The sequence below is a fragment of the Deferribacter desulfuricans SSM1 genome (assembly GCF_000010985.1).
Classification (GTDB): Bacteria; Chrysiogenota; Deferribacteres; order Deferribacterales; family Deferribacteraceae; genus Deferribacter; species Deferribacter desulfuricans.
The window spans coordinates 1,155,085-1,176,038 of sequence record NC_013939.1; the positions used below are offsets into that span (position 1 = coordinate 1,155,085).

20 protein-coding genes are annotated in these 20,954 nt (G+C 30.4%); 17 read left to right on the forward strand and 3 right to left on the reverse strand.

Going from position 1 to position 20,954, the window contains the following annotated elements; all coding sequences use genetic code 11:
- Nucleotides 1-72: 72 nt before the first annotated feature.
- From mnmA to DEFDS_RS05870, 13 genes are read left to right on the forward strand one after another with little or no spacing between them, the layout of a single operon-like run.
- Entirely contained in the window at nt 73-1,113 is a 1,041-nt protein-coding gene (mnmA, locus tag DEFDS_RS05810; RefSeq protein WP_013007872.1) for a tRNA 2-thiouridine(34) synthase MnmA, read from the forward strand.
- Nucleotides 1,114-1,127: 14 nt separating this feature from the next.
- A complete protein-coding gene (locus DEFDS_RS05815; protein WP_013007873.1) occupies nt 1,128-1,613 on the forward strand; it encodes a metallophosphoesterase in 486 nt (161 codons plus the stop codon).
- A 34-nt stretch (nt 1,614-1,647) separates the two neighbouring features.
- Nucleotides 1,648-2,673 carry a rod shape-determining protein gene (locus DEFDS_RS05820; RefSeq protein ID WP_013007874.1) on the forward strand — a complete coding sequence of 342 codons (1,026 nt, stop codon included), beginning with the start codon at nt 1,648-1,650 and terminating at the stop codon, nt 2,671-2,673.
- Nucleotides 2,673-3,470 (forward strand): rod shape-determining protein MreC, encoded by a 798-nt coding sequence (mreC, locus tag DEFDS_RS05825; protein ID WP_013007875.1) that lies wholly within the window; start codon nt 2,673-2,675, stop codon nt 3,468-3,470. Before DEFDS_RS05820 ends, mreC begins: the two co-directional genes overlap by 1 nt.
- Complete coding sequence (locus DEFDS_RS05830) at nt 3,467-3,919, forward strand: hypothetical protein (protein ID WP_013007876.1); 453 nt, start codon at nt 3,467-3,469, stop codon at nt 3,917-3,919. The genes mreC and DEFDS_RS05830 overlap by 4 nt, the downstream gene beginning before the upstream one ends.
- A complete protein-coding gene (gene mrdA / locus DEFDS_RS05835; RefSeq protein WP_013007877.1) occupies nt 3,900-5,717 on the forward strand; it encodes a penicillin-binding protein 2 in 1,818 nt (605 codons plus the stop codon). The genes DEFDS_RS05830 and mrdA overlap by 20 nt, the downstream gene beginning before the upstream one ends.
- Complete coding sequence (rodA, locus tag DEFDS_RS05840) at nt 5,701-6,810, forward strand: rod shape-determining protein RodA (protein ID WP_013007878.1); 1,110 nt, start codon at nt 5,701-5,703, stop codon at nt 6,808-6,810. The genes mrdA and rodA overlap by 17 nt, the downstream gene beginning before the upstream one ends.
- Entirely contained in the window at nt 6,794-9,157 is a 2,364-nt protein-coding gene (locus DEFDS_RS05845; protein WP_013007879.1) for a TIGR03960 family B12-binding radical SAM protein, read from the forward strand. Before rodA ends, DEFDS_RS05845 begins: the two co-directional genes overlap by 17 nt.
- 16 nt (nt 9,158-9,173) lie before the next feature.
- Complete coding sequence (locus tag DEFDS_RS05850) at nt 9,174-9,578, forward strand: Fur family transcriptional regulator (protein WP_013007880.1); 405 nt, start codon at nt 9,174-9,176, stop codon at nt 9,576-9,578.
- A gap of 11 nt (nt 9,579-9,589) precedes the next feature.
- On the forward strand, nt 9,590-9,697 hold the full coding sequence (locus DEFDS_RS05855) for an RCKP-type rubredoxin-like domain-containing protein (protein ID WP_013007881.1): 108 nt from the start codon (nt 9,590-9,592) through the stop codon (nt 9,695-9,697).
- Nucleotides 9,698-9,736: 39 nt separating this feature from the next.
- Nucleotides 9,737-10,510: a TIGR02757 family protein gene (locus DEFDS_RS05860; RefSeq protein WP_013007882.1), complete on the forward strand. Its 774-nt coding sequence runs from the start codon at nt 9,737-9,739 to the stop codon at nt 10,508-10,510.
- 55 nt (nt 10,511-10,565) lie between these two features.
- The gene (trxA, locus tag DEFDS_RS05865) at nt 10,566-10,883 is read left to right on the forward strand and encodes a thioredoxin (RefSeq protein WP_013007883.1); all 318 of its coding nucleotides are present in this window, start codon (nt 10,566-10,568) and stop codon (nt 10,881-10,883) included.
- Between the two features lie 13 nt (nt 10,884-10,896).
- A complete protein-coding gene (locus DEFDS_RS05870) occupies nt 10,897-11,085 on the forward strand; it encodes an FmdB family zinc ribbon protein (protein WP_013007884.1) in 189 nt (62 codons plus the stop codon).
- Between the two features lie 66 nt (nt 11,086-11,151).
- Here DEFDS_RS05870 and DEFDS_RS05875 read toward each other — a convergent pair whose 3' ends face one another.
- The 3 genes from DEFDS_RS05875 to DEFDS_RS05885 form a co-directional block, all read right to left on the reverse strand.
- The gene (locus DEFDS_RS05875; protein ID WP_013007885.1) at nt 11,152-13,458 is read right to left on the reverse strand and encodes a vitamin B12-dependent ribonucleotide reductase; all 2,307 of its coding nucleotides are present in this window, start codon (nt 13,456-13,458) and stop codon (nt 11,152-11,154) included.
- A 151-nt stretch (nt 13,459-13,609) separates the two neighbouring features.
- The gene (locus tag DEFDS_RS05880; protein ID WP_013007886.1) at nt 13,610-14,689 is read right to left on the reverse strand and encodes a hypothetical protein; all 1,080 of its coding nucleotides are present in this window, start codon (nt 14,687-14,689) and stop codon (nt 13,610-13,612) included.
- 9 nt (nt 14,690-14,698) lie between these two features.
- Complete coding sequence (locus tag DEFDS_RS05885) at nt 14,699-15,970, reverse strand: cytochrome ubiquinol oxidase subunit I (RefSeq protein ID WP_013007887.1); 1,272 nt, start codon at nt 15,968-15,970, stop codon at nt 14,699-14,701.
- A 168-nt stretch (nt 15,971-16,138) separates the two neighbouring features.
- Here DEFDS_RS05885 and ald point away from each other — a divergent pair, with 168 nt between their 5' ends.
- From ald to miaA, 4 genes are all read left to right on the forward strand, one after another.
- On the forward strand, nt 16,139-17,248 hold the full coding sequence (ald, locus tag DEFDS_RS05890) for an alanine dehydrogenase (RefSeq protein WP_013007888.1): 1,110 nt from the start codon (nt 16,139-16,141) through the stop codon (nt 17,246-17,248).
- 84 nt (nt 17,249-17,332) lie between these two features.
- On the forward strand, nt 17,333-18,295 hold the full coding sequence (locus tag DEFDS_RS05895) for an acetyl-CoA carboxylase carboxyltransferase subunit alpha (protein ID WP_013007889.1): 963 nt from the start codon (nt 17,333-17,335) through the stop codon (nt 18,293-18,295).
- Complete coding sequence (gene mutL / locus DEFDS_RS05900) at nt 18,292-19,998, forward strand: DNA mismatch repair endonuclease MutL (RefSeq protein WP_013007890.1); 1,707 nt, start codon at nt 18,292-18,294, stop codon at nt 19,996-19,998. Before DEFDS_RS05895 ends, mutL begins: the two co-directional genes overlap by 4 nt.
- Nucleotides 19,995-20,912: a tRNA (adenosine(37)-N6)-dimethylallyltransferase MiaA gene (miaA, locus tag DEFDS_RS05905; protein ID WP_013007891.1), complete on the forward strand. Its 918-nt coding sequence runs from the start codon at nt 19,995-19,997 to the stop codon at nt 20,910-20,912. Before mutL ends, miaA begins: the two co-directional genes overlap by 4 nt.
- The last annotated feature ends 42 nt before the right edge of the window (nt 20,913-20,954 follow it).

Sequence of the window (20,954 nt, forward strand, 5' to 3'; positions counted from 1 at the left end):
CAAAGTAAAAGAATTATTGCATTTTTTATTTTTTTTCAATAGTTATGTTTTAAAACCTTTAGGTAGGTGTAAATGAAGGACAAAATAATAGTTGCAATGAGTGGTGGAGTTGATAGCTCAGTTGCTGCATATAAAATGTTGAAAGAAGGGTTTGATGTTGTTGGTGTCACATTAAAATTATTTGACAGTGAAAACACAGAAAAAATGATTGCAGATGCAGAATCAGTGGCAAAATTACTTGGAATAAAATGGTGTGTTGCTGATTACAGTAGCTATTTTAAAGATGTAATTTCTTATTTTATCAATAGTTATAGAAAGGGGGAAACTCCAAACCCTTGTGCATATTGTAATAAAACTGCTAAGTTTGTTTATCTTTTTAATGAAATGCAAAAAAACAATGCAAAGTATATTGCTACAGGTCATTATGCAAAAATCATTGAGAAGAATGGGAAAAAATATATCGGCAAAGCAACAAATTTACAAAAAGACCAATCCTACTATTTAGCTTTATTAGATAGTTTTCAGATTAGTTTATTGAAATTCCCTTTAAGTGAGATTGATTCAAAAGATGAAACAAGACAAATTGCTAAAGAGATAGGTTTGCCAGTTTCAGAAAAAAAGGATAGTCAAGAAGTTTGTTTTTTATGTGGTAGGAATTACAGAGAGTTCTTGTCAGAAAAGGTGGATAGTAAAAGGTTTAAAAAAGGGTATATGATTTATAATGGTAAAAAATTAAGAGAACACGAGGGGGTTGAGTTTTATACAGTAGGTCAAAGAAGAGGTCTTGGATTAAACTATCATGAGCCCTTATATGTCAAAGAAATTGATGCTAAAAAGGGTAATATTTATCTTGCTAAAAAAGAAGAAGTGGTTAAAAGAGGGGTGAAATTAAGAGATGTTAATATGGTAGATGATAGGTTACGGGTTTTTAAAGCTAAGGCAAAGATAAGGTATAGAATGAATGAAGAGGATTGTTTGGTGGAAATATTACCAGAAAGTAAGGCTTTAATCTTGTTTGAAAAGCCACAATTTGCTCCAACTAAAGGCCAATTAGCAGCAATTTATTTAGATGATATAGTTGTTGGTGGAGGGTTTATCTATGAAACATTTTAAATTGGAGGTTTAAATTGCCTAAAATAGCTATAATTTCAGACTCACATGATAATTTGTTAAATCTTGAAAAGTGTGTTAAATATTTAAATGACATAAAAGTAGATTTTTTGTTTCATTGTGGTGATATTGTTTCACCCTTTTCATTAAAAATTTTAAATGAATTAAATTGTGATTACAGAGCAGTTTTTGGGAATAATGATGGGGAATGGCTATTATTAAATCAGGTAAGTAAAGGTAAAATATTTAAACCACCTTACTATTTTGAATTGTTCAATAAAAAATTTATACTATTTCACGAAGGTGATATCGCTAACTATATAGATGACTCGATAGATTATGTTTTTTATGGACATACCCACAAAACTTATTTTGAGAAAAAAGGTTCTCAACTCATTGTAAATCCTGGAAGTTTAGCAGGTTATCTAACTGATAAACCTACTTTTGCAACTTTAGATTTAGAAAGCAACATGTTGGAAATTATTAATGTTGATACTATCTGAAAAATTTGCTAATGTTAATATTTGGAGGTGTTGAATGATTTTTAATAAAATTTTTGATCTATTTTCAAATGATCTTGCAATAGATTTAGGTACCGCGAATACTCTGATATATGTAAGAGGTAAGGGGATAGTTTGTAATGAGCCCTCTGTTGTAGCTATAAATAAAAATACAAATGAAATACTTGCAGTAGGGAATGAAGCTAAAAGCATGCTCGGTAGGACACCTGCAAATATTGTGGCTATTAGACCTATGAAGGACGGTGTCATTGCAAACTTTGAAGTAACTGAAAAAATGCTGCGATATTTCATACAAAAAGTACACCACAGGAAATCTCTGGTAAGACCACGAATAGTTGTTTGTATCCCATCGGGGGGAACACAGGTTGAAAAGAGAGCTGTCAAAGATTCTGCTATTCAGGCTGGAGCAAGAGAGGTTTATTTAATTGAAGAACCAATGGCTGCAGCTATTGGCGCAGGACTCCCAATTCAAGAGCCAACTGGTAATATGGTAGTAGATATAGGTGGTGGAACCACTGAGGTGGCAGTAATATCACTATCAGGCATTGTTTATGCCAACTCTGTAAGAGTTGGTGGGGATGAAATGGATGAAGCAATAGTAAATTATATAAAAAGAAAGTATAATTTACTTATTGGATTAAATGCAGCAGAACAAATTAAAATAAAAATAGGATCAGCCTTTAAAACAGATGAGGAAATGAGTGTTGAAATAAAAGGTAGAGATTTAGTTACAGGGATTCCTAAAACTATCGAAATTACAGATGAAGAAGTTCGTGAAGCGTTAAATGATTCTGTTGTAAAAATAGTGGATGCTGTAAAAATAGCACTGGAAAAAACTCCACCTGAACTTGCAGCAGATATTGTCGATAAAGGTATTGTTTTAACAGGTGGTGGGGCACTATTAAAGGGGCTTGATAAAAGATTATCACATGAAACAGGTTTACCCATAATTGTATCAGATGACCCTTTAACAGCTGTAGCAATAGGTTCTGGTAAGGTATTGGAGGAGTTAGATCTATTAAGAAAAGTATCAATTGACTGATGTTTAATATAAAAAAAAAATATGTAATAATTATAATATTGATTTTCTTATTAATTTTAGTTCAGTATAAAATTCCTTCAACTTATAGGCCAATAAAAGGGTTGTTGGGAAATATATTAAACCCATTTTTATATTTAGTCGATAACACAGCTGATTTTGTAAACAAGACTTTAGATAATTACATTTTTGTAATCAATGTAAAACAAAATAATATTCAACTGGAGAATAAAATTCAACAGTTAGAGTTGGAAAATTCTATACTTAAAGAAAAAGTAAAAGAGTTGGAAAGACTAAAAAAACTGTTAAATTTTAAAGAAGCTTACAAGTTTGATACTGTAGCAGCTAATGTCATAGGTAGAAATAATTTAGGTTTCATAAAATATCTAATCATAGATATGGGTAGTAAAGATGGAATTAAGGTTGATTTGCCTGTTATAAGTTCAAAGGGTTTAGTAGGTAAAGTCGTTGATGTTTATAGGAGTAGTTCGAAAGTAAAGGTTATTTTAGATAAAACATTAAAAGTATCTGTAATAAATTTTAATAGTAGAGAAACAGGGGTCGCAAGTGGTTCAGATAATGGTTTGATCGTTGTTGATTTTTACTCTAACCTGGGTCAAGTAAATATTGGTGATTTGTTTATAACTTCTGGTTTAGGGATGCTTTATCCTAAGGGGATTCCTGTTGGGTTAGTTGTTAAGATTAAAATCCCCGATTATGGACTATTCAAAAAGGTTTACTTAAAACCATTAGTTGATTTTAATAAGTTAGAAAATGTATTAGTGATATTAACGAAATGAATAGATTAAATAAAGCTATTATCTTGCTAATAATACTAATTATATCATACAGTATAATAAACTATTATGATGGCTGGCTTAATATGATTCAAGTTCCGTTGGTTTTATTTATTGTATTTGAAAGATATAAAGAGAACGACATTAACTATATAGATGTTATCTTATCGATTTTTTTGGATTTTGAAAATAATTTATACTTTGGTACGAGCTTATTAATTTTTATTTTTATTAAAATATTATACACAATTATAAGTAAATCAATTTCTGAAAGACCAGTTTTTATGTTGCTAAAGCAATACCTTTTTGTTTTAATATATTTTGTATTTTTAAATATAATATATAAAAACAATAATGTTGAACTTGTAATGTTTTACTTAATCGTAAACATTACAGTCATTACAATTTTTAAATTCATAGGTAGAGGCAATCTTGTTCAAAGCTTTAAGTGATTTAGTTAACAACGTTTACAATAAGAGATTAATCTATTTTTTTATAGTATTTTTACTATTTTTTGCAGTTTTGTTTTTGAGGTTGTTTTATCTTCAAATTGTCAATTATGAAAAATACAAATTACTTTCAGAAAACAACCGAATTAGAATTATGAGAATTAAAGCTGATAGAGGTTTTATAAAGGATAGATATGGGAAGTTTTTAGTGGTAAACCGCCCATCATTTAATTTGCTTGGCACAAAATCGGACATTAAGAATCTTGATATAATTATTCAGAAGCTGTCTCAACTAATAGATGTTGATAATAAAACTGTAAAAAAAAGATATAAACAAACATATTATTATGGTGATTTTCTAATATATAGAGGTTTAAATGAAAACCAAATAAACTATTTGTTAGAACATCATGAACAATTCCCTGGTATCAAAATTGATGTTGATTCTGTGAGAGAATACTCCGATAGCAAAGTGTTGAGTCATGTAATTGGTTATATGGGAGAAGTAACAGAAGATGATTTAAAGAAAAACAAAGGGTATCAAACGGGAGACTTAATAGGTAAATCCGGTATTGAAAAAGTTTATGAAGATTTTTTAAGAGGAATCGATGGTGCAAAACAGGTAGAGGTTGATAGCTTAGGTTTTGTCATTAAAGAGATGTCGGTTAAAAAACCTGTAAAAGGTAGCAATGTTGTTTTAAGTATAGATTATGATTTACAAAAAGCTATAAATTCTATTTTCAAAGATAAGGTTGGTGGAGTTGTTGTTTTAAATATAAGAACCGGTAAAATATTAGCTCTTTACTCAGCTCCAACTTTTGATTTAAATAAGTTTGTCCCATTTATTACAAAAAAAGACTGGGACTCAATAATTCATAATAAATTAAAACCTCTTACGAATAGAGTAATTGAAGATGCTTATCCTCCTGGTTCTGTTTTTAAAATTTTGATGTCCTATATAGGTTTAAACGAAAATGTAATTAACTATAATACGAAGTTTTTCTGTAGCGGATCTCTTGACTTTCATGGTTATAAATATGGATGCTGGAAAAAAGGTGGTCACGGAAATCTGACTTTACATGATGCTATCGTTCAATCTTGTGATGTTTATTTTTATAATGTTGGTTTGTTGTTAGGTATAGACAAAATTTCAGAATACGCTTTTAATTTCGGCCTTGGTAAAAAAACAGGTATCGATCTGACCAACGAAAAAGATGGATTATTCCCATCAAGAGAGTGGAAGCAGAAAAGGTTTCATGCCCCTTGGTACCCAGGAGAAACAATTATAGCATCAATTGGTCAGGGGTATATTTCCACAACCCCTATTCAAATTGCCGTGATGCTTTCCTCATTGTTCAATGGTGGAAATGTTTTCAAACCAACGGTTGTTTTAGGTATAGAAAAGAATGGGGAAGAGTTTATAGAGAATAAAACAGAAATTGTAAGAAAATTAAATATAAATAATCAGTATGTAAAGTTTATTTTAAATGCTTTGTATGATACTGTTTACTCTAAACATGCGACTGGATATAGAGCAAGAGTAAGCAAAGTTAAAATTGGTGGGAAAACAGGTACTGCACAAGTTGTTTCACTAAAGAAGTTTAAAGATAAAGATGAGAATGAAATCCCTTGGAGATTTAGGGATCACTCATGGTTTGCAGGAGTTGTTCCAGTTAGTAATCCAGAATATGTTGTTGTTGCCTTTGTGGAACACGGTGGTTCTGGTAGTAAGGGTGCCGCACCTGTTGTGGGAGCTGTAATTAATAAATTGGTGGATTTAGGTTATGTTTCAACTAAATAGAAAACATTTTAAATATTTTGATTATATTTTGACGCTAATTGTTTTAACAATTGCCACAATAGGTATTTTTGCTATTTATTCTGCTTCATTTGATTTAAATTCTGGTAAGTTTAGTAGTTTTTATTTAAAACAGATGATTTGGTTATTTGCTGGAATATTAACCTATCTATTATTTACAATTATAAATTACAGATTTTTAGTAAAACATTCATTTCTTTTATATTTACTGAGTCTTGCAATTTTACTCCTTGTATTGATAAAAGGTCATATTGGTATGGGAGCTCAGAGGTGGATTAATATAGCTGGATTTAGATTACAGCCTTCCGAATTTATAAAAGTGGTATGGATACTTTTTCTTGCAAAACAATTTGCTACAAACAAAATTGAATATGCAACATTTTTAGATATTTTTAAAAAGTTGATTTATTTAATTCCAATATTTCTTTTGATTTTTTTAGAGCCTGATTTAGGCACCGCTCTTGTTTATGTTTATTTATGGGGGATAGGGGTATTATATTTGGGAGTTAAAAGGTACACTGTATTCATAACATTGATAATAATTATTATTGCCTTACCAGTTGGTTGGAATCACTTAAAAGATTACCAAAAAAAGAGAGTTATAACCTTTTTAAATCCAGAAAAAGACCCCTTTGGAGCTGGATATCATGTTATTCAGTCAAAAATTGCTATTGGGTCAGGTGGCCTTAAAGGGAAAGGTTTTTTGAAAGGTACTCAATCACATTTAAAATTTTTACCTGAAAGACACACCGATTTTATTTTTTCTTTAATTTGCGAAGAGTTTGGATTTATAGGTGGGGCAACTCTTCTTTCACTATTCCTTTTGTTACTAATGAGAATAATATATATTGCGATATTAACTAAAGAGCCTTCTGGTAAACTGATCGCTTTATTAACAGCAGCTCTTATCTTTTTTCAAACATATGTAAATGCTGCGATGACAATGGGAATAATGCCTGTTGTTGGTATTCCAATGCCGTTTGTAAGTTATGGTGGATCATCGTTGATTACACTATGTAGTTTATGCGGTATTGTAAATTCTATAGCATTAAGGAGATATGACATTGTTTCATAAAAATGAGTTATTATTAGTTTCAAAGCCGTCCAGATATTTGGGTAAAGAAATAAATTCCTTTAATAAAACAGATTACAAAGTCCATTTCTGTTTAGTGTTCCCTGATGTTTATGAAGTGGGTATGTCCCATTATGGTCTAAAATTACTTTATGAAAATCTAAACTCACAAAAGGATATATTTTGCGAACGTTTTTTTATGCCCTGGATTGATGCAATATCAACTTTTAATAAAGATATTTTTATATCATTAGAGTCAAAAACTCCATTGTCTAATTTTGATATATTAGGGTTTTCTTTACAGTATGAACTTTCATATACAAACATGTTATTTATTTTAAATAAATCAGAAATCCCTATAAAATCTGCAGAAAGAACAGATCAACACCCATTAATAATTGCTGGAGGGCCCTGCACTGTAAATCCTGCTCCTGTAAAGGACTATATAGATGTATTTTTTATAGGTGAAATGGATGAAAAATTAAGTGAGATTTTAAATTCTTATAAAAATAAGAGTTTTAAAAATAGATTAGAAAAACTAAAATTTTTTGATTCTTTTGAGTTTACATATGTACCATCATTAAATCCTGACAAAAAAATAAAAAGATTTATATATAACAAGTTTTCCGAAGAGGGATTTATTAAGGCTCCGTTAGTGCCTAATTTTTCAGTTGTACATGACAGAATAAGTCTTGAAATTAGCAGAGGTTGTACAAGAGGGTGTAGGTTTTGTCAGGCTGGTTTTATTTACAGACCATCAAGAGAAAGGGATGTAAAGTCGTTAATTAATAATGCGTTAGTTCAACTTGAAAATAGTGGTTATTTTGAAATTTCTTTTTTATCTCTTTCTGCAGCCGACTATACTAAATTAGAAGAACTTTTAGATAAACTAAATAGTATTGTATATGATAAAAACGTTTCCGTTAGCCTACCATCAGTGAGAGCAGATCAGATTAAAAGCTTTATCTTTAGGGAGTTATCGAAAGTTAGAAAATCAGGCTTTACTATTGCACCTGAGGCTGGCTCACAAAGGTTAAGAAATATTATTAATAAAAACTTAACGGAAGAAGAAATAATTGAAGCAGTGAAATTAGCAAAAGAGGGCGGCTTTAATCATGCTAAGCTATATTTTATGATTGGACTCCCTTTTGAAGAAATCTCTGATGTTATCGCTATAGCAGATTTAGCATATAAGATAAAAAAAATAGTTGGAAAACGATTTGATATTTCAGTTTCTGTATCAAATTTTGTTCCAAAACCTCATACACCTTTTCAATGGTGTGGCCAAGATAACTATAAAAATTTAGAGTATAAACAAAACTTGTTAAAAGAAGAGTTTAGAAAACGAAGGATAAAACTAAAATTACATGACATTGGTCAAAGTATTCTTGAAGCTTGTTTTTCTAGAGGTGGAGATGAACTTAATAAAATTTTATATGATGCCTTGAGTGAAAATATAATTTTCGATGGATGGAGTGAGTTTTTTAATTTTAAAAAGTGGGAACAGATTTTTAACAAAAATGGCTTAAACATCTATGAATATGCATCACAACTATTTGATTTAGAAGATAATTTACCATGGGATCATATTGATACTGGTATTTCTAAAGATTTTTTAATCAAAGAATATCGTAAATCATCTAATGGGTTAGTTGTTAATGATTGTAAAACTGATAAATGCTATAACTGTGGGGTATGTGATTTTAAAAATATAAAAAATATATTTGCTAAAGATTATGAGCAAAAATCTAAAGATATTAAGATTGATAATAATAAATTTAATAAATATTTGATAACTTTCGAAAAAGTAAATGATTCAATATTTTTTTCTGCTCTTGATACTTCACGATATTTTCAACATATATTTTTAAAAAATGGTGTTAATCTAAAATTTACTCAGGGATTTAATCCACAGCCTAAAATAAATTACATTTACCCTTTACCTTTAGGTATTAAAGGATTAAATGAGCTTATGATTATAGAATCGGACAGTACTGTATTAGATTTAAAAGGTTATATGGATGAAATTGGATTTAAAATTAAAAATATTGAAATGTTAGAAAATAAAATTTTTGATATATGTGTTCAGGAATTTATTTTTGATAACGATTCATTTGCCTTTATAAAAAATTTATGGGATATTGATAAGTTGTATTATAAAAAAGTCACTAAAAAGGGGAAAGAAAAAATTGTCAATTTAAAAGATTTTTTAGTAAAAATGGATAACAATTTTATTTCAGTAAAGATTTCTCCGACAGGGAGCTTTAATTTTCTTGATTTTTTTAGATTTTGGGATTATAATATTTCTAAATTAGAATTATTGAGAATAAATATATACCCAATAAAATAAGTCAAAGGAGCCGAATATGTTTAAAGAAAAAGCAATCGAAGCAATGAAAAGAGCTGGCTACAAACTTACAAAACCAAGGATGTGGATTGTTGAGTATCTTGATGGCAATAAAAATCACCCATCTGCAGTTGAGATCTATGATGATTTAAGGAGAGAAAATAAACAATTCTCATTTGCTACAATCTATAATACATTAGACACACTCGTAAAATCTGGTGCTATTAAACAGATTACAGTTGATCCTTCTTGCAGTAGGTTTGATCCAGATACTTCTGATCATGGACATTTTGTTTGTAGCGTTTGCAAAAAAGTTTATGATCTTGAAAATATAGAGGTAAACTTTGACAACGATATAATTGCCGAAGTTGAACATATTGATTTACATATAAAAGGTGTTTGTAAAAATTGTAAAAAGCAGTAGGAGGTAAATTTATGGCTGTATTTAAATGTACCAAATGCGGTTATGAAAAAGAGGGTAGGTGTAAACCAAGAAAATGTCCTGAATGTGGTTCTCAAGGAACTTTCGAAAAAAAAGAATAATTTTGAGCGAGGAATTGTTACCTCGCTCTATTTATTTAAATGTTATCATTTTTAGAAAAAATTTATCATTATTATAATCGAAAAGAATTTATCTCAACAGATCCTATTATTTATCCTCATACTATCAAAGGTGATATTGAGTTTATTGCGTTTATATCATCAATCTTTGCTTATGGAAGAGTCGCGTCTATAAACAAATTTTTAAAACTTTTCTTTGATTTGTATGGTTTTTACCCTAATAGAGTAAAAACGAAAAAAAATATATATTATCGATTTCAATCAAGTGATGATATTTATAATTTTTTAAATTTCTTAAAAAATATTTTTCAAAGTTATGGCTCGTTATATGATTTTTTGCTAAAAATAAATCCAAACGATTTAGATGCAGCTTATAAAGGTTTTCATGAATATTATTTAGAATATTTTGGGAATAAATTAACTCAAGGTCTTAGATTCTTGCTACCAGATATTACAAAATCATCTGCAAAAAGGGTAAGAATGTTTTTTAGATGGATGGTAAGAAAAGATAATATAGATTTTGGTGTATGGGTTAAATATGATAAAAAGAGCTTGAAATTCCCTTTAGATATTCATATATTGACATATGCATATAATAGAAATATTATAAGAAATAAATCTAACTCTTATAAAAATACATTAAAGGTTACTGATTATTTTTTGAAAATAAATGAGATAGATCCAGTAAAGTATGATTTTGCGCTAACAAGGTTAGGGATGATAGAAGGTTGTAAGTTTTTAAAAGATGAAAGTTGTAAAAATTGTCGATGGTTTAAAGTGTGCGTTTTTAATTGACAATTGGGTGATAAGATATATATTAGCGGGTGAATAACAAAAGGAGGTACGAAATATGGCATTAACTTTTACAGAAGAGAATTTCCAAAAGGAAGTATTGGAAAGTGATATCCCAGTATTAGTGGATTTCTGGGCAGTATGGTGTGGACCATGTAAAATGCTTGCCCCAACTATTGATCAGTTGGCTAATGAACTTGAAGGGAAAGTTAAAGTAGGAAAAGTAAATGTAGATGAAAATCAGAGTTTAGCTGCAAGATATGGTATAATGAGTATTCCAACTGTTATGATTTTCAAAGATGGTAAAGTGGTAGAACAATTTATAGGTGTTCAACCAAAAGGTGTATATGTTGATGCGTTAAATAAATATTTATAGAGGTGTCTTAAAGATGCCAATATATGAATACAAATGCAAGGATTGTGGTAAGCAGTTTACAAAACTTGTATTTAAATTAGATGAAGAGGTTGAGTGTCCATCCTGTAAAAGTAAGAATGTAGAAAAAATGATTTCTACCATTTCCAGCATATCTGGTGGAAGTGGTTCTTCTTGCAGCGGTGGACCTTCAGGTTTCAGCTGAGCTTAGTTTATAATACGCCAGGTTGGCGTTTTAAAAAAGCTCCCGTTTGGGAGCTTTTTTTTTATTTTAACTACAGTGTGAATATCCGCAGGAATAGCAAACATCACACCCTTCTACGTAATTTAGAATACCGCCACATTCAGGACATGCACCATTTCTTGGTGTTGCATTTTTTATATCCTTTTCATCTTTTTCTACTTCTTTTAAAAGCTTATCTACAGTTATTTCTTCCTGCTTTATTACCTTTATTTCAGTTGGCATATTCAACGCTTGCTCAATAGCCTTTCCAACAGCATCAGCACAACTTAACACTTGATTTGGCCCAAAACCGTATCTCATATGACAAGAAATACCTTTTAATTGTTTAATTATTGTTTCAGGTTCACCACCACTACGGAGAACCAAAGAAATCAATCTTCCTATAGCCTCGCATTGACTTTGAGCACATCCGCCAGCTTTCCCCATACTCGTAAAAACTTCAAAAGGTTCTCCATTTTCATCTTGATTTATAGTAACATACAATTTTCCGCAACCAGTCATCATCTCTATAGTTTTACCCACAAGTACTTTTGGCCTTGGTCTTGGCCTAAATTGACCCCTAATTTCAACCGTTTGAGTTTCCTCTTTTTTATCTTTCGTTCCTACATTTATAACTTGTCCTTCTCGACTACCATCTCTATAAATTGTTATACCTTTACAACCCTCTTTATAAGCTAATAAATATACTTCTCTAACATCTTCTACAGTAGCCTCATTAGGGAAATTTACAGTTTTGCTAACTGCATTATCAGTATATCTCTGAAATGCTGCCTGCATTTTAACATGCCATATCGGAGATATTTCATGCGCTGTAACAAAAACCCTTTTCCATTTTTCAGGAACTTCATCTATATCTTCTAAATGTCCGCTTTCAGCAATTTTTTCCATCAGCTCATCACTATAAAACCCTTCTCTTTTAGCAATCTCTTTAAAAATTGGATTTACTTCAACAAGTTTATCATTATCTAATACATTCCTATAAAAAGCTATTGCGAAATAAGGTTCTATACCTGATGAAGCTCCAGCAATAATTGAAATAGTCCCTGTTGGAGCTATAGTTGTTACTGTAGCGTTTCTCAGCATTTTAAAACCTTTTTCAGGATATATGCTATCCTTAAAATTAGGGAAGCTTCCTCTTTTTTCTGCAAGTTTTACAGAAGCATTTCTTCCTTCTTCTTGAATAAAAGACATAACTTTTTCTGCCAATTTTAATGCATCTTCACTATTGTATGGGATTTCAAGTAAAGCCATCATATCAGCCCAACCCATTACACCTAAACCAATTTTTCTGTTTTTCTTAGTCATTTCTTCAATTTGAGGTATAGGATAATTGTTCATATCAATTACGTTATCTAAAAAATGAACCGCAGTATGTATTACTTTTTTCAGCTCATCCCATAATATTTTCTTATTTTTTACAAACTTGCCAAGATTTATTGAACCTAAATTACAAGACTCATAAGGTAACAATGGCTGCTCACCGCATGGATTAGTAGATTCTATTTCACCTTCTTTAGGTGTAGGGTTGTCTTTATTAATTCTATCTATAAATACAATACCAGGATCTCCACCTTCCCAAGCAAGTTTTACCATTTGGTCAAAAACTTCTTTAGCATTTAATTTTTTTACTACTTTGCCATCTTTAGGGTTAATCAATGGGTAATCTTCACCTTTTATTACCGCCTCCATGAATTTTTCTGTTACAGCAACAGATAAATTAAAGTTTGTTAATTTTGTTTTATCTTTTTTGGCGTAAATAAATTCCATTATATCAGGGTGATCAACCCTTAAAATCCCCATATTTGCACCACGCCTTGTGCCACCTTGCTTTATTGTTTCTGTAGCAGAATCAAAAACAGTCATAAAAGAAACAGGGCCACTTGAAACCCCTTTTGTTGTTTTAACAACATCATCTTTAGGCCTCAATCTTGAAAAAGAAAAACCGGTCCCACCACCAGATTTATGAATTAACGCTGTATATTTTACAGCTTCAAAAATTTTATCCAAAGAATCTTCAACCGGTAGCACAAAACAAGCAGATAACTGTTGCAATTCTTTGCCAGCATTCATAAGGGTAGGGGAGTTGGGTAAAAATTTAAGAGAAACCATAATGTCGAAAAACTCTTTAGCAGTTTTTTCAATATCAGCATTTTTATCATAATTAAGATCTGCCAAAGCAATATTCATTGCTACTCTTTGAAACATCCCTTTTGGAGTTTCTACTATATTCCCTTTTTCATCTTTTTTAAGATATCTTTTTCTCAATACAGTTAATGCATTTGCAGATAATTTTGGCTCTTCGTCTAAAAGTTCGTAAATCTTTTCAGAATACATCAAAAATCCCTCCAGTTCTATAAAATATTGATAATATTTAATAATTATATCCAATAATCATACATTAAGTTTACTTATTTCTCAAGTGATATTTAAAATTTTTAGTTTGTAACAAAAAAGCAGGAGAGAAATCTCCTGCTACAAATAAAACTTATTTATTAGCAAGTTCATACTTCAATTTAATAATTAAATAATAAAGAGTAGCTAACAAGGCTACAAATAATATTATAAAAATAATAAATATCCCCCATTGAGGTTTAACACTTAAACTCATATAGTCAAAGTATTTTGAAAAATATGTGCTTTCTATAATTCTTCTAACAATTACCATACTGAACACCGACAATGTAGCAGCTCCAAAAACAATTTTTTCATTCTCTTTTTTCACAAGTATTAAAAATGCAGGATAAAGTGCCAAAGCAATTCCAATAACTAAAAACAGTATTAAAGTTGGATTTGAATAAAAATTTGCAGGGTGAGAAAATAGAAACCATGTTCCTACAATTAACTGCACTAAAGTAGGGATCAAGAATGAATATTTACCAAGAGAATACATCTTATCTGACAATTCATTACTGTATTTTTTTCTCATTCTTGAATATATCATCAAAAAAGCGCCACTAAAGGCAATGGCAGCAAAAATAAAATGGAAAAATCTCAAAGTAAGAGTTTTTGCAGAAAAAACAGATAATTTTCCTAAATATATATCTTTCCATAGTTCTGGTTGCATAGATAAAAGAGTATAGGTCACAAGCATCAAAGCAACATATAAAAATAGTATAGCTGCAAATACTATGAAAATAAATCCTCGCCCTCCAGTATACTTCAACCTAAAAGGCTTAAATTTAAATAGATAATAAAAATAATAAGCTAAAATAATTGCTAATAACACAAATAACCATTTCCATGATAGTAAAACAGAAGAACTATAAAAAAACTGACCATACAATACCTGCAAGAAAAGTAAAGGAGCAACCCCAGTTGTAACCGTAAGTGATATATTAAAAGTATTTAACCAACCAAGCTCTTCAGCAATTTTATCATAGGTACTATCACCTTTATTTTTAGAAATATACTTAGATACCAATATCAGAATCGTACCTCCCAATGTTAGATTCATAAAGATAAAATGTATAAATAATGTAACAACAAGAAAAAATAGAAATATATATTGATGACTTGGAATAGGTATTAAATCTGGTGATGGTATATAATTCAAAATTTCATTCATATTAGCCTCCTACTTCGCTATTTCTGCTAAATAAGCAGCTAAAGCTTCTCTTTCTTTCTCAGTACCAATAAAAGGTGGCATTAATGGGTTTGAATCTAAATCCATTAAAATACCATCAAGATCTTCAGCTTCTAACCCTTCAATTTTAGGTCTTAAGGCATTAAACCCATTTAGGGAGTGGCAAATTTTACATTCAGCTACAAATACAGCTCTTCCCACTTTAAGTTTATCCTTGTAACCAGCTATGTTTGCCCATTTTGCTTTAGATAAAACACCATTTTCATTTAGCTTTTCAACCTCAGAAACAAGAATTCCGTTAGAATACATATAGTCTCTTATAATAAATGGTTTTCTAACCCTTTCTCTTGCAAACTCATAATATCCAAAACTGATTTGAGCTAAAATCAATACAATTAATGCAATTGCAATATTTATGTATCTTGGCACTACAAACATAAATAAAAGCGATAGTATTGTGATAATAGCGGTAATCCATCCAGAATAGTATAAGAAGTTAGTCAATATTTCATTACCACCCAGCATCTGTTCTCTAACATCTACAGGTATAGCATATACCCACCATGTCATACCCAAAAAAGCTAAAATTGAACCAGCTAACACAAAATAGCCTGCAAAATGGGAAGCATCCTTTTTTATATTTTGATTTTTAATAAAAGATATTGTAACCATTGCATATAGACCAGCTAATAAAAATGCAATACCGGTTCTACCAATAACTGATGGAATATAGGTTGGATTGAAAAACGCATCAAAGAATGATCTTGTTTCTACCCACTTACCTGGTGTTAATTGAAATGTTATAATACCTACAATAATAACCAAACTCATAAATGCACCAACAAAATATAACCAACCAAGTAAAACATGGTATTTATCTGAGACTTTGTCCCATGTATAATAATATATGAGTATGGTTACAATCTCTAATACAAAGAATATCCATTCAGTGGCCCATCCCCATACAAAGTTGTGAATTAATGCTGATGTCCCTGCAGGTGAAATAAGCGCAATAGTAAACCATATACCAACTCCTGTAAGAGCACCAACAACAGCAGAAACAAGTAAAACAAGGCCACTAGTTTTCTTAACAAACTGTTTAAGGTCATCATTGCCAAGTTTTATTGCTTTAAGCTCTGCTAAAACTAAAAACAATCCCATACCAACAGCAAAATGAGAAATAAAGACATGAAACACTGCTACAATAGCAATTACCAGGGCTCCTGGAATGTCACTATTAGCCAACCAAAGGGGGTAATCCATAATACACCTCCAAATAAAAATTTATATATTTTAATTATATCATTTAAATTAAATTTTTAAAGGATGATTTTTAAGTTAGAAAAATTAAAAATAATATTATTCAAAAATGTTTGATATTTTGAAATAATTATATTATTTAAATCAAAGAAAAAATTTATGAGGTGAAAAATGATAATAGGAATACCAAAAGAGATTAAAACTAATGAAAACCGAGTTAGTGTTACACCTTCTGGTGTAGCTGAGTTTATAAAAAATGGGCACAAAGTTATAATTGAGAAAAATGCTGGTTTAGGTAGCGGTATTACAGATGATGAGTATATCAAAGAGGGTGCTGAAATAGTTGAAACTGCAGATGAAGTTTTTAATAAAGCTGATATGATAATCAAAGTTAAGGAACCACAACAGGTTGAAATAGAAAAAATGAAAGAAGGGCAAATTATTTTTACTTACCTTCATTTAGCACCAGACAAAGAACAAACTTTGGGGTTAATGAAAAAGAAAGTGGTTGCAATAGCTTATGAAACAATAGAAGTAAACGGTAAGTTGCCTCTACTTGAACCAATGAGCGAAATTGCTGGCAAAATGTCATCAATTATGGGTGCATACTATCTAGCAAAACCTTATGGTGGAGCTGGTGTTTTAGCTGGAGGTGTTGCTGGTGTTCATAGTGCTAAATTTGTAATTTTAGGTGGTGGGACAGCTGGTTTAAACGCTGCAAAAATTGCTGCTGGACTTGGGGCAAGAGTAGTTGTTATGGATATAAATTTAGAAAGAATGAGATATCTTGAAGATATTTTACCAAAAAATTGTGAAGTAATTATGTCTAACAAATTAAATATTTTAAAAGAGATTCAAGATGCTGATTGTGTTATAGGCACTGTTCTTATACCAGGCGCAAGAGCTCCTAAATTGATTACAAAAGATATGCTAAAGCTTATGAAAAAAGGTTCAGTAATAGTAGATGTGAGTATTGATCAAGGTGGTTGTGTCGAAACATCAAGGCCTACAACTCATCAAAAACCAGTTTATGAGGTTGATGGAGTTTTACATTACTGTGTTGCAAATATGCCAGGAGCATACGCAAGGACATCTACATTTGCACTAACTAATGCAACACTACCTTTTGCCCTTGAATTAGCTAACAAAGGGTGGAAGACTGCTTGCAAAGAAAATGAATCATTAAAGAAAGGGCTTAATGTTGTAAATGGAGTAATAACATGTAAACCAGTAGCTGAAGCTCATGATTTAGATTTTGTTGACCCAGATGAGTTGCTATGAATTGATTGAGAATTCATACAATTCTTTTGATTATAAAGTAAAGGTATGTTAGCAATAGTTTTAAAAGTAAATTTGAGGTGAGTTATGGCGATTCAACCTTTACCATTTGAAACACAGATTTTTGAGCTTGAAAAAAAGATTGAAGAGTTAAAGAAAGTTTCTGAGCTTTCAGATCAATCTTTAAGTAAAGAAATAGAAAGTTTAGAAAAAAAATTGGAGCAGGTTAAAGCAAATATATATAAGTCTCTCACTCCTCAGCAGAAAGTTATGGTTGCTAGACACCCAAACCGTCCTTACACATTAGATTTTGTCAAATATATTTTTGAAGACTTTGTTGAGCTACATGGTGATCGTCTTTTTAGAGACGATCCAGCTATTGTTTGCGGAATTGCAAAATTTGATGGTGAACCTGTTACAATAGTTGGTCATCAAAAAGGTAAAAATACAAAAGAAAATATATATAGAAATTTTGGGATGGCACATCCTGAAGGGTATAGGAAAGCTTTAAGAGTATTTCAATTAGCTGAGAAATTTAGAAGACCGATAATTACATTTGTAGATACACCAGGGGCTTTTCCAGGGATAGAAGCAGAGGAAAGAGGGCAGGCTGAAGCTATAGCAAGAAATTTAAGAGAAATGGCAGGTTTAACTGTTCCAATGATTACTATAATAACTGGTGAAGGTGGTAGTGGTGGAGCTTTAGCAATTGCAATGGGCAATAGAGTTTTAATGTTAGAGCACTCTATTTATGCGGTTATCAGTCCAGAGGGGTGTGCTTCAATACTATGGAAAGATGCTTCCTACTCTGATAAAGCTGCAGAAGCATTAAAGTTAACTGCTCAAGATTTATTGAAATTAAAAGTAATCGATGAAATAATAAAAGAACCAGTGGGCGGCGCACATAGAGATCATTTAGAAACTGCTAAAAATGTAAAATATGCTATCAGAAAGCATCTAAACGAGTTGATGGCTATGTCATCTGATAAACTGTTTGAAGATCGTTATATGAAATATAGAAATATTGGGGTTTTTGCTGAAGCTAAATGAGGAAAATAAATGTTTTACCTGATGATGTTGCAAATAAAATTGCAGCTGGAGAGGTAGTAGAAAGACCTTTCAATGTTGTAAAAGAGCTAGTAGAAAATTCTTTAGATGCTGGCGCCACTAAAATTGAAATAGAGTTGATTGATGGTGGGTTATCTCTAATTAAGGTTGTAGATAATGGATTAGGGATAGATGAAGAAGATTTACCTCTAACAGTTCAAAGGTTTGCTACAAGCAAAATTACAAAATATGAAGATATTTTCTCTATAAACAGTTTTGGATTTCGTGGAGAGGCACTTTCAGCAATAAGTTCAGTAAGTGATTTCAGTATAAAAAGTAAAGGGAATGAGTTAAGAGTAAGTTTCGGAAATATAATAAGTATATCTCCAGCAGCATATACAAATGGTACTATTGTAACAGTAAAAAATCTTTTTGAAAAAGTACCAGCTAGGCACAAATTTTTAAAATCTCCCACATCGGAATATAAAGAAATTTTAAAATATATTAAACATATAGCCTTATTAAACTATAACGTATCATTTAAAGTGATAAACAATGGAAAAGTGGCATTAAACTTAATAAACGATAACAACCTGTTAGATAGAGTAAAAAAGATTATTGGTGAAGATTATTCGTTTATTGAGCTTAATTTTGAAAATAAGGTTAAAATTAGTGGTGTAGTTACTACGCCAGATGTTCAAAAATTTAGGAAAGATAGTATCTTGATTGGAGTAAATAATAGAGCTATTAAAGATAATCTAATACAACAAGCAATTTTACAGGCATATCATAGAAAATTGCCAGAAAATAGATACCCAATCGCTGTTTTAAACATAGAAATCTCACCAGATCAAATCGATGTTAATGTTCATCCTGCTAAGCTTTTTATAAGGTTTTACAATAGTAACTTATTGTTTAAAGATGTTTATAAAGCAGTTGAAAGTTGTCTAAAAAATTATGATTTAAAGAATAACTCGAAAGGAACTTCTGATATACCTTTGGATGAGTTGAATTTCGGTGGTGTTAAAGAGGATGAAATCAAATATACAGTTGATTTATCAAATATTGTAGATGTTGTTGAAATAAATAAAGAAAAAAATACTAAAAACAATGATCTCAATTTGAGTTATAGGCAAACTCTAAATAAAGAGTTTAAAATAATTGGGCAACTTTTTGATACAGTTATATTAGTTGAGTATAATAATGAGTTATGGCTGATAGATCAGCATATAGCACATGAAAGAGTTTTATATGAGAAATTTATGAACAATGCCGATTTCGTTTCTTCGGTATACCTTACAGAACCGCTACTAATTTCCATTGATGAAGAACTTGTAGAATTTTGTATAAAAAATCAAGCAAAACTTGCAAAATGTGGCATTGACCTTGAGCAATTTGGCAAAAATGTTATCAAGATAAATTCTGTACCATCTCAATTTTTAAATAAAGATATAGAAAAAGAGATTAAAGAATTTATTAAAAACTCAATGGAAAGTATCTTAGATAATGATTTGAATGAACCCATATATTTAAATATGTCATGTAAGTTAGCCATAAAAGCAGGAGACAAACTATTAGAAGAAGAAATGAATGATATCGTTTCAAATCTTTTAAAATGTGAAAATCCTTTTACCTGCCCACATGGCAGACCAATAGTTTATAAAATAAAAAAAGAAGAAATATTTAAAAAGTTTAATCGTCAATGATTCCAGTTATAACAGGACCTACTGCTACAGGAAAAACAGATTTTGTTTTAAATCTTGCAAAGGAAATAGATTTAGAAATTATTAATGCAGATGCCTATCAAGTTTATAAATATATGGATATAGGTACTGCAAAACCATCTTTAGAAGAAAGAAAACAGATAAAACATCATTTAATAGACATTTTAACACCAGATAAAACTTACTCTGCTGGAGATTTTTTCGACAATGCAGAAAAACTAATAGAAGAGATCTTAGCTAAGAATAAAAAACCTATAATTGTTGGCGGAACGGGTCTATATGTTGAAACATTACAAAAAGGGTTATTTAAAGGTCCTCCTAGGAATGAGCAAATCAGAAATGAGTTTAGGAACATAATAAAAGATAAAGGGCTACAATATCTTTATGAGCATCTTAAAAAGATTGACCCAGAATACGCTTTAAAAATTTCAGAGAACGATTCTGTAAGGATTATAAGAGCATTAGAAGTCTATGAAATCTTAAAAATCCCTTTTACAGAAGCGCATCGTATTTATCATAAATATCCAAAATTCCAGTACAAAATTTATGTTTTTTATAGGAAACGACAAAATCTTTATGATAGAATCAATAAACGTGTTGATACCATGATTAAGTTTGGGTGGGTTGATGAAGTAAATAATTTGAAAAATATGGGATATTCAAAAGATTTACCTTCTATGAAAGCTATTGGCTACTGTGAAATCTATGATTATATCGAAGGTAAAATGGATTTGGATGAAACGATTCAAAAAATAAAAAAAAGAACTCGTAATTTTGCAAAAAGACAACTCACTTGGTTTAGACATATGCAAAATGTTGAATGGGTAGATGTGGAAAATTACGATATGAAAGATTTAATAAACAAGATAATATCAGACTATGATTGTAGTATATAATTATATATTATATTTTGATATTTTGATTAAGCACTACTTGAC